This window comes from Lentzea sp. CA-135723 (genome assembly GCF_050936595.1).
In the GTDB taxonomy this organism is placed as follows: domain Bacteria; phylum Actinomycetota; class Actinomycetes; order Mycobacteriales; family Pseudonocardiaceae; genus Lentzea.
In genome coordinates this window covers 2605629-2619165 of sequence record NZ_JBNJMK010000001.1, presented here as the reverse complement: position 1 = coordinate 2619165, position 13537 = coordinate 2605629, and the positions used below count along the sequence as shown (strand labels likewise).

Here is a 13537-nt window from a genome sequence, read left to right as displayed (position 1 = left end):
CACGAAAGGAGCCCCGGCCGAATCGGCCGGGGCTCCTTTTCGCGTGTGCGTCAGGCGCGGGTCGCCGTCAGGAACACGTAACCCTGCTCCGGCGTGACCGCGGACAGGCGCATGAAGTCGAGCAGCGACTGGGCCTGCTCCTCGCCGACCAGCGCGTTCAGCTCGTCCCGGCGGGTCTCCACGGCGTCGGCCATCACCGCGAGGGTGCGGTTGCAGTTGGCCGTGACGTCGCGGATGTCCACGTCGACGAACCCGTTGGCGGCCAGCGCCTCGCGGTACTCCTCGATCGTGCCGAGCGACTTCACCGCGTAGTTCGCGCAGACGTGGTCGAGAACCTTGCGGCCCTCGGGGCTGACCGGGCCGCGTTCGATGACGTCGGCGATCGCGAGCCGGCCGCCGGAGCGCACGACCCGGGAGATCTCCGACAGCACCTGGGCGCGGTCGGGCATGTGCCACATCGACTCGAACGCCCAGGCCGAGTCGAACGAGCCGTCCGCGAACGGCATGTCCATCGCGTCGGTGAACTGGAACGTCGCCTTGTCCGCGAGCCCGGCACCGGCCGCGAGCTCGTTGGCCTGCGCCACCTGGACGTGGCTGACCGAGATGCCCACGACGTCCACGCCCGACTTCTGCACCAGCCGCAACGCCGGATGCCCGATGCCGCAGCCGACGTCGAGCACGCGCTGGCCGGCCTGCCCGCGCAGGCCCTCGATCATCATGTCCGTGAGGCGGTCGGTGGCCGACTCGATCGAGGCGTGGTCGTTGTCGTCGTCCCAGTAGCCGTAGTGGTAGTTGGGACCCCAGGCCGCACCGTAGATCTGACCGATCCCGTCGTAGACGTCCGCGACGTCGCTGGGAGCGGGGGACTGGCCGAGCGTCATGTGGAACTCCGCATCGTTCGTGATGGGTGGCACGAGGTCATTTCTTCTCGAAGCGCAGGAAACCCAGCTTCAGGCCGCCCGCCTTCCACTCGGCGCCCAGCGCCCGGTTCGCGAGCAGGGAGATCCGCATCTGCCTGCGCTCGACCGCGGACAGGGTGTGGTCGTCGTCCAGCCCCGCCTGCGTCCAGGCCGCGCTCTCGTCCCAGAACGGCGCGGTCTCCGCCGTCGCGTCCACGTCGTCGACCAGCTCGAACCCGGCGGCGTTGGCGGCCTTCTCGTAGTCGCCCACGGTGACCGGCTTGCAGTAGAAGTACTCGGCCCACACGTCAGCACCGTGCGGCCGTGTCGTGAAGACTTCCTCGACACACACACTCGCGCCGGGCCTGAGCACGTGCGAAAGGCGCTCGAACCACTTCGGGCGGTCGAAGTACCCGCTGCTCTCGATCGCGACCGCCGCGTCGTACGGGCCGTCGTCCACGGTCAGCTTGTTCGCGTCGCAGATCAGCGCCTTGACCTTGCCGTCGAGGCCGCACTCGCGCGCGAACCCCTCGACGATCGGCGCGTGCTCCGGCGCGTTCGTCACCGACGTGACCTCGGCGCCGTACTCCTGCGCCCAGAACAGCGACCCGCCGCCGAGGCCGCAGCCGACGTCGAGGACCTTGCCCGACAGGCGGTGCTCGGCGCCCCAGATCTTCGCGCCGTAGCGCAGCAGGCCCTCCTGGTGCAGCCGGATGCTCGCGCGGATGTCGTCCGCCGTCGCGTTCGCCGGGTAGACCGGCGTCTCGGAGCCGGGGTAGTAGCCCACGTGGTAGTGGATCCGCGGACCGGGCCCGTATTTGCGAACGAGTTTGGCGGTCTTGTCGTCGTAATACTGGCCGACGACCCGGACCTCGTCCTGCGGGTCGAGCGCTGCCAGCGGTGAACTTGCAAGATTTGACACGGTCACTTCTCCAGGGCTCGGATTTCTCGCAAGCAGCGACTCGTTCGAAATTCGGCGCCGCCTCACGATCCGGAATCCTGAGTCGCCCCGAAATCAGCTGGCGGCCATCGGATTCCATCCTGGAGCGGCACACAGCGCCGTGTCAACGACGGGGAGGACGCTCGTTCGACTTTGGGAAAAACCCCAACGGTCCCGGCGAATAGCTCCGTCTGCACTATTCTCCGGATTGGTGGCTGCTGTGCGACGCCGAGGCCGTGTACTACTCCGGCCATTGCGCGGGCGGCCAGGACTTCCCTGAGAGGGACTCGGTTTCTACCGGCCGGCGCGGAGGTCATCGCGCGGAACGGGAGTGGGAAATGAGCGGCGACAAGCAGGTCGTGCTGGCCGAGCCGCGGAGTCTGTGCGCCGGCGTGCGCAGGGCGATCGCCATCATCGACCTCGCGCTGGAACGGCACGGCGCGCCGATCTACGTCCGCAAGGAGATCGTGCACAACCACTACGTCGTGAACGAGTTCCGCCAACGCGGCGTGGTGTTCGTCGACTCCGAGGAAGAAGTGCCGGAGGGCGCGGTGTGCGTGTTCTCCGCGCACGGCGTTTCCCCGCAGGTGCGGGAGAACGCGGCGGCCCGCGGCCTGGACGTGCTCGACGCGACCTGCCCGCTGGTGGCCAAGGTGCACCAGGAGGCCCGCCGGTTCGCCCGCGACGGGCGGACGTTGCTGCTCGTCGGCCACGCGGACCACGAGGAGGTCGAGGGCACCTTCGGGCACGCCCCCGACCAGACGATCATCGTCGAGACGGTCGCCGACGCGGAGGCGCTGGACCTGCCTGCCGACGCGCCGGTCGCGTTGCTGACGCAGACCACGCTCTCGGTCGACGACACCAGGGACATCATCGCCGTGCTGGAGCGCAGGTTCACCGATCTGCGCGGACCCGGGACCGACGACATCTGCTACGCGAGCCAGAACCGGCAGGACGCGATCAGGGCGATCGTGCACGACTGCGACCTGGTGCTGGTGGTGGGATCCACCAACTCCAGCAACTCGATCCGGATGGTCGAGGTGGCGCGCAGGCAGGGCGGGCGCGCCGAGCTCGTGCCGGACGTGACGCACTTCGACACGGCGTGGCTCGACGGCGTGCGCACGGTCGGCGTGAGCGCCGGGGCGAGCGCGCCGGAGGTCCTCGTCGACGAGGTGGTCGCGAAGCTCGCCTCACTCGGCTACGGGGACGTGGCCGTGCACCGGGTGGCGACCGAGGACGTCGTGTTCACCCCGCCCGCACGACTCACCGGCGTGCCGGACGCGCGCTGACCGACCGTGAGGAGCTCTGTTCGACATGGCGCTGCTGGACACCGTGCGCGACCCGGCCCGGCTGCGGGAGCTGACCGCGGCGCAACTGCGCGACCTCGCGGGGGAGATCCGCGCGTTCCTGATCGACCGGGTCTCCGCGAGCGGAGGACACCTCGGCCCCAACCTCGGCGTGGTCGAGCTGACCATCGCGCTGCACACGGTCTTCGAGTCCCCGCGCGACCGGCTGTTGTGGGACACCGGGCACCAGTCGTACGTGCACAAGATCCTCACCGGGCGGCAGGCCGGGTTCGACCGGCTGCGCAAGACCGGTGGTGTCTCTGGCTACCCGAGCAGGGACGAGTCCGAGCACGACCTGGTGGAGAACTCCCACGCGTCCACCGCACTGTCCTATGCGGACGGTCTGGCCCGTGCGGACGCGCACCTGGGACGGCGTGACCGGGCGACCGTCGCGATCATCGGTGACGGCGCGATGACCGGCGGCATGGCCTGGGAGGCGCTCAACAACATCGCGGGCGGGCCCGACCGGCCGCTCGTCATCGTGCTCAACGACAACGGGCGCTCCTACGCGCCCACGGTCGGCGGCCTCGCCGAGCACCTCGCCGACCTGCGCTCAGGCCACGGGGCGACCCTGTTCGAACAGCTCGGCCTGCTCTACCTCGGCCCGGTCGACGGGCACGACATCACCGCCGTCCAGGACGCCCTGCGCCAGGCCGTGGCGCTGGAGGGACCGGTGGTCGTGCACGTGATCACCGCCAAGGGCAGGGGATATCCGCACACCGAGAGCAACGAGCTGGACCTCGGGCACGCGGTCAAGCCGATGGACCCGGTGACGGGGCTGCCGCTCGGGTCGTCCGGCCGGTCGTTCACGGCGGTGTTCGGCGAGAAGCTCGTGGAACTGGCGGAGGCACGCGCCGACATCGTGGCGATCACGGCCGCGATGACCGAGCCGACGGGCCTGCTCCCGTTGCAGCGCAGGCATCCCGGCCGGGTGATCGACGTGGGCATCGCCGAGCAGCACGCGGTCACGATGGCCGCAGGCCTGTCGATGGGCGGCGTGCACCCGGTGGTCGCCATCTACTCGACGTTCGTGAACCGCGCGCTGGACCAGCTGCTGATGGACGTCGCGCTGCACCGGCGCCCGGTGACGTTCGTGCTCGACCGCTCCGGCGTGACCGGCGACGACGGGCCGAGCCACAACGGCATGTGGGACCTGTCGGTGCTCCAGGTCGTGCCGGGCCTGCGGATCGCCGCGCCGCGCGACGGCACCCGGCTCGGCGAGCTGCTGGCCGAAGCCGTGGCCTGGCAGGAAGGCCCGACCCTGCTGCGCTTCCCCAAGGGATCCGCCGGCGACGACGTGCCCGCCGTGGCCGTGTTCAACGGACTGGACGTGCTGCGCCGCACCGGGCCGTCGGACGTCCTGATCGTCTCGGTCGGCGCGCTCGCCGGGCTCGCGCTGCTGGCCGCCGAGGACCTGGTGGCACGGGGGATCGGGGTGACGGTGGTGGACCCGCGCTGGGTCAACCCGGTCAACCCCGCGCTGGCCGACATCGCCCGCCGCCACCGGCTCGCGATCACCGTCGAGGACAACAGCAGGGTGGGCGGCGTCGGGTCCGCGATCGCGCAGGCGTTGCGGGACAACGACGTGCGCACGCCGTTGCGCGAGTTCGGCATCCCGCGCCGGTTCCTGCAGCACGGGTCGCGGGCCGAGGTGCTCGCCGCGTGCGGACTGACCGCGCGGGACATCACCGAGGCCGTGACAGGACTGATCACCGATCTGGACGCGCGCGAGCCCGTCGGTTCAGGAGTGGAGCTATGACCGTCGCCCTGGGGATGCCGGTGCCGCGCAAGGAAGAGCTCTCGGTGGCCACCCGCCGGACCTCGCGGAAGATCATGGTCGGCCCGGTGGCGGTCGGCGGGGACGCGCCGGTGTCGGTGCAGTCGATGACCACCACGCCGACCGCCGACGTCGACGCGACGTTGCAGCAGATCGCCGAGCTCACCGCGGCGGGCTGCGAAATCGTGCGGGTGGCGGTGCCCTCCGCCGACGACGCGGCCGCGTTGCCCGCGATCGCCCGCAAGTCCGGCATCCCGGTGATCGCCGACATCCACTTCCAGCCCAAGTACGTGTTCGCCGCGATCGACGCCGGGTGCGCGGCGGTGCGGGTGAACCCCGGCAACATCCGGCAGTTCGACGACCAGGTCGGCGCGATCGCCCGTGCCGCGGGGGACGCGGGCGTGCCGATCCGGATCGGCGTGAACGCGGGGTCGCTGGACAAGCGGCTGCTCGCCAAGCACGGCGGCGTGACGCCGGAAGCGCTGGTGGAGTCGGCTTTGTGGGAGTGCTCGCTGTTCGAGGAGCACGGCTACACCGACCTGAAGATCTCGGTGAAGCACAACGACCCGGTCGTGATGATCGAGGCGTACCGCCGGCTCGCCGCCCGCTGCGACTACCCGCTGCACCTCGGCGTCACCGAGGCGGGACCGCGGTTCCAGGGCACCATCAAGTCGTCGGTCGCGTTCGGCGCGCTGCTCGCGGAGGGCATCGGCGACACCATCCGCGTCTCGCTGTCCGCCCCGCCCGTCGAAGAGGTCAAGGTGGGCAACCAGATCCTGGAGTCGCTGGGGCTGCGGCCGCGCGGGCTCGACATCGTGTCGTGCCCGTCGTGCGGCCGCGCCCAGGTGGACGTGCACACGCTGGCCGAGCAGGTCACCGCGGCCCTCGAAGGGTTCCCAGTGCCGTTGCGGGTGGCGGTGATGGGATGCGTGGTGAACGGACCCGGCGAGGCGCGGGAGGCCGACCTCGGGGTCGCCGCCGGCAACGGCAAGGGGCAGATCTTCGTGAAGGGCCAGGTGATCCGCACGGTCCCGGAGTCGCAGATCGTGGAGACCCTGCTGACCGAGGCCGCCAGGATCGCCGAGGAGATGGGCGTCGACGTCGAGGCGGCCACCTGAGCACCGCGGTTCAGTCCACGGTCTCGCACGCGACCCGCGGTGGCCACGAGTCCGTGCGCAGGATCTCCAGCACGAAGGCCCGCGAGATCAACGCGACCCGGTTCGGCGCCTGGAGCTTGTCCGACAGAACGCGCACGTGGTAGTCGATCGTCTTCGAACTGAGGTACAGCTCCCGCGACAACCGCCCGCTGGAGAAACCGGCCGCGACGCCTTCCAGGATGCGCGCCTGGGTGGAGCTCAGCATCAGACAGCCGACCGGGTCGTGCGGTTCGTGCTTGCGGACGCAGCCCGAGTGAGGTTCGCAGTTCTTCTGCCCGGAGTACATGGCACCGTCCGTTCCCGTAGAGCTCTGACCGGAAAGGAGATTCAGTGTTGACAACGTTGGCATCTGGCGACACGACCACGTCCGCGGACGCGCTGCTCCAGTCCCTGCACGACGATCTGAGCGGACTGCCCGCCAGCGCGCGGCTGGACGCGGTGCTGTGCCTGCTGGAGGCCGCCCGGCAGGTGCTGCGCGCCCCCGATCCCGCGACCGGGGAGGATCTCGACCGGGTCCGCGCGGCGATGCGCGCGGCGTCGCTCTCGGTGCGCAGCCACCTGTGGGCGAACGGGAACGGCTAGCCGCTCACCGGTTGCGGCTGCTTCGCTGTCCTGGCGCGCAGGTCGGGCAGGAACGTCATGGCGACGGCGGCGCAGGCCATGAACCCCGCGCACACCAGCAGACCCGCGCCCAGCCCCGACCCCGTCGCGAGCACACCGAGGGTCAGCGGGGCGAACGCGGACACGCCGCGCGCGATGTTGTAGCAGAACCCGGCACCGGTCGTCCGCACCCTGGTCGGGAACAGCTCGCCCAGGTAGACGCCGAAGATGCCCGCGTAGGCCGCGAAGAAGGCGAACATCGGGCCCAGCCACAGCAACGCGGTGCGGTCGGCGGCCACCACGTAGAGCGGCAACGTCAGCGCCACGCCCGCCAGCGACAGGACCAGCGCGTACTTGTGGCCGATCCGGTCGGCGATGAAGCCGAAGACGTTGTAGCCCACGAACATCCCGAGGTTGAGCACCAGCAGGAACATCGCGACCGTGGTGGGCGGGATCCCCTTGTCCACGCCGAGGTAGGTCGGCAGCCACGTGGACGCGCCCCACGCGCCGAACATCGCGAAGCCGGCCACGACCGCGCCGAGCACGGTCCGCTTCCGCAGTTCCGGGGCGAAGATCTCGGTGATCCGCACCGGCGTCGACCGCTGCTGGACCCATTCGGCGGACTCGCGGAAGAACAACCCGACGATGAGCAACGGGATCACCACGCCCGCGCCGCCGAGGAAGAACAGCAGTCGCCAGTCCGGCAGCAACGCGCCCGACATCAGCGCGGCCACCACACCACCGACCGGAAACGAGCTCAGCACGAACGCGACCGCACGACCTCGTTGCGCGGCGGGCCAGGTCTCGACCACGTACGCCGACACCACGCCCCACACACCGCCGAGGCCCATGCCCGCGAGGAACCGCAGCACCACGAACAGCGTGAAGCTCGGCACCACCGCGATCGCCATGGTGAAGAGCCCGAACACCGCGAGCGACAGCATCAACGCGCGCTTGCGGCCGTAGTTGTCGGCGAGCCAGCCGACCGTCACGCTGCTCACGCCGATGCCCAGCAACGTGGCCGTGGCGAGCAGGCCCGCCTGGGTGGTCGACAGGTTCAGATCAGCCCGGATCACGGGTAACGCGAACGACAGCAGCAGGATCTCCAGCGCGTCGAACATGTACGCGACGAACGAGCCGATGAGCACGACCCACCGGTTGGATCCATTCACGCGAACCAGTCCATTCCTGTCGTCGGGTCACTTGTACTGGTCGTCGAGATCGCTGACGCGGTCACCGAACTCGGACCAGAACCGGGCGTTGTGCCGGGCGAGCGCCGCGATCGAGCCCGCGCAGTGCGCCGGGACGTCCACCGCGGGCGCGTCGCCGGTCACGGTGTGCGCGTCGAGCCAGCGCAGCAACGTGCGTCCCGCCTCGGTGAGCCGCAGCGACGGGTCCTTGCAGAGCGTGCGCATGATCGCGAGCGGATCGGGTTCGGCCACCGGTCTGCGCGGCAGCGGCACGGATCTCCTGGTGGGAACCGGGTCCTCGCCGCAGCTGATGCGGTTGCGCACGTCCAGTACGGTGGAGGGCGCGATACCGGCCGCCTTGGCGATGTCGCGCAACGACCGGTCCGGATCGGCCCGCATGAGTTTGCCCGCGAGCCTGCGCCCCTGCGAGCTGTCGAGCGGGCGCGTCCTGCCGTCCCGGCCGACGCGGGCGTTCGACCGCGCGGCCTCGACGGTCGAACACCGGCGGATCTCGCCGACCGTGCTCGCGGTCAGCCCGCTGATCACGGCGATCCACCGGTCCGACCGCGTCGGGTGGGTCACGATGATCCGCGCCGCGGCGGCCTTGCGGTCGGCGACCGACAACGGCAGCCCGTGCGCCGTGTTCGCCTCGACGGCCAGCACGAACGCGTCGTTCTCGTCGCCGTCGAAGAACTGCGCCTCGATGTGGTCGCGGGCGCTCAGCGTCGCGGCCCGCACCCGCTGCACGCCGTCGAGCACGCACATGGTGCCGCGGTGCACGATGATCGGCGGCATCGGCACGGTCACCCGCGCCAGCACCCGGATGTGCTCGGCGCTCACGTCGTCGGTGCGCGGCGAGGCACCGAGCCGGAGCCGGTTGATCGGCACCATCTCGGCGGGGACGACACCGGCCTGGTAGGCGCGCCACGGAGACGGCAGGTCCTGACGGTCGCAGTCGAATCCTTGATTTTGCAACGAAGCCGTCCTTCGGTGCGCGATCGAGTGCGAGGGGTACTCGGGTTTCCACCGTCCTGAATGGACGGACGCCTCGCGTTGGCTCACCGGCGGACTGACGATTCCCCGGCCGCTCCCGACGCTACGAAAGATCGCGGTTCGCGGTCAACCGCGGACCGGCGCGCACCGCTAAAACTGTGGTCCCGCCGAGGGTGCGGGGCGGTCGGGCCGACAGAACACCGACGGAAGGTACGGCCCAGTTGAGATGCGGCGCTCACCTTGCTTCGCAACCGAATTAGTTGCCTTTCCAGACCGGTCGGAATTCAAACACGCCCAACGCCGACTCGGGCGCGTTCCGGTCAGAATCTCGTGCATTCCAAGCCTAAAAGCAAGCTCAAAACGGGTGGTTGAACGCTCCGGCGAGGTCGGCCCTGCTCACCACGCCGAGCTTGCGGTACGAGTTGGTCAGGTGTTTCTCCACCGCCCTGGTGCCCACGGAGAGCGCTTCCGCGATCTCCTGGTTCGACCGGCCCTCCGCCGCGAGCGCGACGACTTTCCGTTCGGTGCGGGTGAGTTCCGCCCTGCGGACCTCGCCGCGCAGGTGCGTGGCGGCCTGCCGGGCCAGCCGGTGATCTCCGCAGGTGACCGCGATGTCGTGGCACGCCTGGAGGTGTGCGGCCTGCTCGGCGCGGTCGCGCAGGCGCAGTCCCAACGCCAGGTGGGTGCGCGCCAGTTCCACCCGGTCGGCCGATTGTGAGAGCGCTTCCATAGCTGAGAGCAACAGGTTCGTTCCCTCGGTGCCGTCGGTCAGGCCACCGAGCACGCGCAGGGCCCTGCCGATGCCCGCCGGCGCGCCCCACTCGACCGCGCGGTCGTGGTTCTCCTCGGCGAGGACCCTGGCCGCCGCCACGTCGCCGAGCCGCTGGTGCAGCCGCACGGCCGCCGTGCGCCACGGGAAGAGCACGACGTTGCGCCAGCCCAGCCGGTCGAGGCGCCCGCCCGCGCCGGTCAGCAGCCGCAGGCCTGCCCCGGCGTCGCCCTTGGCGGCCGCGTCGGCGCCGCGCACCAGGTCGAACACGGCGGCCGCGCCGGGGTTGTCCACTTCGGACGGAAGACGCGCCAGCAGCCGTTCGCACAGGTGCTCGTCGCCGACCTTGAGCGCCACGAGGGCCAGGTCGAGCAGGGCGTCCTGGGTGACCGGGGCGTCCAGCGCCGCCTCGGCCAGGTGCTTCGCGCGCGCGAGGTCTCCGGTGTGAGCGGCCACGAGCGCCTGGCCCGTCCCGGTGGCCGTGGGCGGGGAGTCGGCCGCGCACAGGGTCTTCACGAGCAGGTGCGCCACCTCGTCCGCCGGGGAGTGGGCGAGCAGGCGGCCTGCCAGCGACGCGATCTCGTGCGCGGGCGTGCGGCCCTGCAGCGTCGCCGAGAACGACAGCACCGCGAGCAGTTCCCGGTGCGCCTCGGTGTCGGGTTCGAGCTCCCGCAACCGCGCGGTGGCGTCGGTGAGCTCGGCGGGATCGGTGTGCCCGGCGTACCGCGCCCGTGCTTCGAGGCGCAGCTTCAGGCCGGGATCCCGCACGCCCCTGCCTGCCTCGTCGAGGACGTCCCGGACGAGGGGGAGTGCCGTGCCCAGCGCCGTGATCGGCATCCGGAGCACGGCCTCGGCGCGCTCGCGGCCCGGATCGCACAGCTCGACCGCGTAGCACAGGTGGTGCAGGGCGAGGAGGTTGTCGGTCGCGCTCTCGGCGAGGGCGAGGTCGGCCAGCGTGGCCGCCCGGCCGGGACCGGACACCGCTCCGCGCAGGTAGGCCACCGCGTTCGGGCTGCGCTGCGCGGCGGCTCTGAGCACCTCGACCGCCCACTCGTCGAGCGGCACCCCGGACGCGACGAGGTGGTCGGCGACGTGCGTGACCGGATGGCCGAGGTCGTGCAGCAGCACGGCGGCCGCGCGATGACAGGCGCCGGGATCGGAGATCGTGCGCGCGACGTCCGCCACCTCCTGCGCGACGAACTGCGGATTTCCTTGCGCCGTCACGAACCCGAGCGAGCGGAGCGTCCGCACCGCCGCGCCGCACGTGCCGTCGTCGAGCCCGGTCAACGCGGTGATCAGGTCGCTTTCCGCGAGGTGGTCCAGCACGGCGATCGCCTGGGCGACGGCCCGCACCGGAGCCGGTTGCCGGCGCAGGCACTCGGCGACCCGGCGCGGCGACCACGAGACCGACGGCAGCGGCGGCAACCGCACCACCGAACCGGGCAACGGACCGGCACCGGGCTCGCCCTCCCGCACGGCCGTCACCACCAGCGCACGCGAGGCGAGATCGACCAGCCACCGCACCGACGACGGGTCCGCCCACTGCAGGTCGTCCACCACGACGACGGCGAACCCGTCCGGGACGGGCCGCAGCTGGTCCGCCACCCCGAAGTCCCGGTCGCGTTCGGCGGGATCACCGCTCGCCCGCAACACGACCAGGCCCGCCTGCTCCGCCAGTTCCCGCAGCAACCCGGACTTGCCGGCGCCCATCGGCCCCCTGACCGTCACGAACGCCCCGGTGCCCGCCGCCAGCGCAGCCCTGAGGTGCTGCTTCCCGGCCGCTCTGCCGGACACCGCCTCAGCCACGAGGCTGCTGCCGGTTGAGGTGCACGGGGAAGAACTGCTCCACGAACGCCCTGGCGGCCTCTCCCTCAGGCGTGGCGCGCACGACGTCCACGAACCCCCGCGTGTCCTCGACGATCTGCGGCACACCCCACCGTTCGACCACCTCGCAGGCGTCGGTGATGAGAGCCTCGGCCGCGGCCGGCTCGCCCGCCGCCCGGTGGCCCATCGCCGCCAGCAACCGCCACGGCAGCACGGAGTGGGTGACCACGTCGACGTCCCGCAGCTGGCGGCCGCACTCCACGAACGGCCCGGCGGCGCTCGCGGAGTCCGTCACCAGCGCGACCACACCGTGCGCGAACAACCGCCACGCGCACGTCAGGCCGTGCCCGCCCGCGGGCATCTCGCGGGTCAGGGCGAGGCGTGCCTCGTCGACCATCCCGGCGGCGAGCAGCAGCACGACCTCCAGCACCAGGTGCCGTGCGGCGAGCAGGGGAGGCCAGCTGTGGCGCGGCAGTTCCGCCTCGACGTCCGCCAGGTCCTCCGCCGCCCCGACCACCCGGCCCTGCCGCAACCGCACCGCGCACCGCAGCAACATCGCCTCGGCCACTGCGACCCTGGCGCCGCACCGGCGCGCGTCCACGAGCACGGCCTCGGCACCGGTGAGAGCGCTCTCGTACTCGGCGGCCCAGGACAGCACGTCGGCCGCCGCGAGCCTCGGGGCGAACGGTCCCCGGCCACGCGCGGCCAGCGCCCGTCGCGCGAGCGCCACCGCGGCGCCGTTCCCGGTCCTGGCCAGCCGCCAGGCCGCGATCCCCTGGCACACCGGGTCTTCCGGCGCGTCCCGGAGCGCAGGCACGGAGGGCACGGCGAGCTCGCCCGGCTCGCCTTCCGCGTACCAGTAGAGCGCCGCCAGCACTTCCTGTTCGGATTCGGCCAGATCCGGCTGGGCGAGCGCGGTCTCGATGGCACGCCGGGACGCGCCGAACCGCTCCCGGCACGCCAGCACGTCCGCCGCCCGCACCCGCGCGCCGGACAGCTCGGGCCCGGTCAGGCGCAGCACCTGCGCCAGCCGGCGGTCGGCGGCGTCCGGCGCGTGGTCGAGCTCGCACAGCGCGAGCCGCACCAGCAGGTCCGCGCGCGTCGCCTCGTCCGCGGGCTCGCGCAACGCCCTGGCCAGCAACCGCGCCGCGTCCGCCGTCCGCCCGGCGGAGGCCAGCACGGCGGCCTCGCGCCGCAGCACCGACGACGCCCACGGCGCACCGGCCGGGGGAGCGTCGAGGAGGAGCGCGCTCATCCGCCCGAACCCCAGCGCGTTCCGGTGGCCGAGCGCCACCGCCTCGGCCCGCAGGTCGTTCCGCTGCTCCTCACCGATCCCCGCGAGCACGGCCCGCCCGATCCCGCCGGTCAGCCGGTCGCCCGTGACCAGGCCGAGGCCCTGCAACCGGAGGAGCGCCTGGTCGAGGTGCTCCTCCTCGGCGAGCTCTCCCGCCAGGGTCCGTTCGCCGCACACCGCCAACGCGCGCAGCAGCCTGATGTCCTGCTCCCGCAGGAGGTGCAGCGTCCGCGCGAGCAGGTCCTCGTCGGCGACGGGCTCCGGCAGCCGGACGACGTACCAGGGCGGGGTGGTGACCGAGCCGTCCTCGGCGAGCCCGGCGAGCATCTCCTCGGCCGCCGTGCCGAGCCCGGCCGTCGCGAGGACCACGGTGACCGGAAACCGGTGGATCCTGCGCAGCAACGCGCGGAACAGGCGGGTGGAGCTCTCGTCCAGCCACTGCGCGTCGTCCAGCACGAGCACGAGCGGCCCGGCGTCGAGATCGGCCGTGACCAGGGCGTGCACCGAACCGTCCACATCGGACTCGAACGCGGTCGCGCGGGCGGTGATCACCCGAGCCCCGGTGACGTGCCGGGCGACGCGCCGCAACACCGCCGTGCGACCTGATCCCGGCGGCCCGGTCACCTCGAACACGGTCCCGCCGCCGCGACGCGCGCCCGCGTCGAGTTCGGTGACGAGCTCCTGTTCGGTGATCCTCCTGCTCACGCGGAACTTCGGGCCTGCTGAAGCAGATCGGTGGTCACGGACG

General features: G+C 71.8%; 11 protein-coding genes. 4 read left to right on the top strand and 7 right to left on the bottom strand.

Annotation, left to right across the window (positions count from 1 at the left end; translation table 11 throughout):
• Nucleotides 1–50: 50 nt before the first annotated feature.
• Both ACQEU1_RS10940 and ACQEU1_RS10935 read right to left on the bottom strand, forming a co-directional pair.
• Nucleotides 51–881 carry a methyltransferase domain-containing protein gene (locus ACQEU1_RS10940; protein WP_433198962.1) on the bottom strand — a complete coding sequence of 277 codons (831 nt, stop codon included), beginning with the start codon at nucleotides 879–881 and terminating at the stop codon, nucleotides 51–53.
• A gap of 37 nt (nucleotides 882–918) precedes the next feature.
• Nucleotides 919–1821: an SAM-dependent methyltransferase gene (locus tag ACQEU1_RS10935; RefSeq protein WP_433198960.1), complete on the bottom strand. Its 903-nt coding sequence runs from the start codon at nucleotides 1819–1821 to the stop codon at nucleotides 919–921.
• Between the two features lie 356 nt (nucleotides 1822–2177).
• Here ACQEU1_RS10935 and ispH point away from each other — a divergent pair, with 356 nt between their 5' ends.
• Genes ispH through ispG form a run of 3 tightly spaced genes read left to right on the top strand, consistent with a single transcriptional unit; the run spans nucleotide 2178 to nucleotide 6080 of the window.
• Nucleotides 2178–3128: a 4-hydroxy-3-methylbut-2-enyl diphosphate reductase gene (gene ispH / locus ACQEU1_RS10930; RefSeq protein WP_433198958.1), complete on the top strand. Its 951-nt coding sequence runs from the start codon at nucleotides 2178–2180 to the stop codon at nucleotides 3126–3128.
• A 25-nt stretch (nucleotides 3129–3153) separates the two neighbouring features.
• On the top strand, nucleotides 3154–4944 hold the full coding sequence (locus tag ACQEU1_RS10925) for a 1-deoxy-D-xylulose-5-phosphate synthase (protein ID WP_433198956.1): 1791 nt from the start codon (nucleotides 3154–3156) through the stop codon (nucleotides 4942–4944).
• The gene (gene ispG / locus ACQEU1_RS10920; RefSeq protein ID WP_433198954.1) at nucleotides 4941–6080 is read left to right on the top strand and encodes a flavodoxin-dependent (E)-4-hydroxy-3-methylbut-2-enyl-diphosphate synthase; all 1140 of its coding nucleotides are present in this window, start codon (nucleotides 4941–4943) and stop codon (nucleotides 6078–6080) included. The genes ACQEU1_RS10925 and ispG overlap by 4 nt, the downstream gene beginning before the upstream one ends.
• A 10-nt stretch (nucleotides 6081–6090) precedes the next feature.
• Here the strand turns inward: ispG and ACQEU1_RS10915 are convergent, their stop codons facing one another.
• Nucleotides 6091–6405: a LuxR C-terminal-related transcriptional regulator gene (locus tag ACQEU1_RS10915; protein WP_433198952.1), complete on the bottom strand. Its 315-nt coding sequence runs from the start codon at nucleotides 6403–6405 to the stop codon at nucleotides 6091–6093.
• A gap of 44 nt (nucleotides 6406–6449) precedes the next feature.
• Between ACQEU1_RS10915 and ACQEU1_RS10910 the strand changes: the two genes are divergently transcribed.
• Nucleotides 6450–6701 carry a hypothetical protein gene (locus ACQEU1_RS10910; RefSeq protein ID WP_433198950.1) on the top strand — a complete coding sequence of 84 codons (252 nt, stop codon included), beginning with the start codon at nucleotides 6450–6452 and terminating at the stop codon, nucleotides 6699–6701.
• Here the strand turns inward: ACQEU1_RS10910 and ACQEU1_RS10905 are convergent.
• The 4 genes from ACQEU1_RS10905 to ACQEU1_RS10890 all read right to left on the bottom strand — a co-directional run bounded on the left by ACQEU1_RS10905 (nucleotide 6698) and on the right by ACQEU1_RS10890 (nucleotide 13494).
• Complete coding sequence (locus ACQEU1_RS10905) at nucleotides 6698–7891, bottom strand: MFS transporter (RefSeq protein ID WP_433198948.1); 1194 nt, start codon at nucleotides 7889–7891, stop codon at nucleotides 6698–6700. The genes ACQEU1_RS10910 and ACQEU1_RS10905 overlap by 4 nt on opposite strands.
• Before the next feature lie 27 nt (nucleotides 7892–7918).
• Nucleotides 7919–8884: a streptomycin biosynthesis protein gene (locus tag ACQEU1_RS10900; protein ID WP_433198946.1), complete on the bottom strand. Its 966-nt coding sequence runs from the start codon at nucleotides 8882–8884 to the stop codon at nucleotides 7919–7921.
• 373 nt (nucleotides 8885–9257) lie between these two features.
• Nucleotides 9258–11477, bottom strand: coding sequence for a helix-turn-helix transcriptional regulator (locus ACQEU1_RS10895; RefSeq protein WP_433198944.1), 2220 nt, complete (start codon nucleotides 11475–11477; stop codon nucleotides 9258–9260).
• Entirely contained in the window at nucleotides 11470–13494 is a 2025-nt protein-coding gene (locus ACQEU1_RS10890; protein WP_433198942.1) for an AAA family ATPase, read from the bottom strand. Before ACQEU1_RS10890 ends, ACQEU1_RS10895 begins: the two co-directional genes overlap by 8 nt.
• Between the last annotated feature and the right edge of the window lie 43 nt (nucleotides 13495–13537).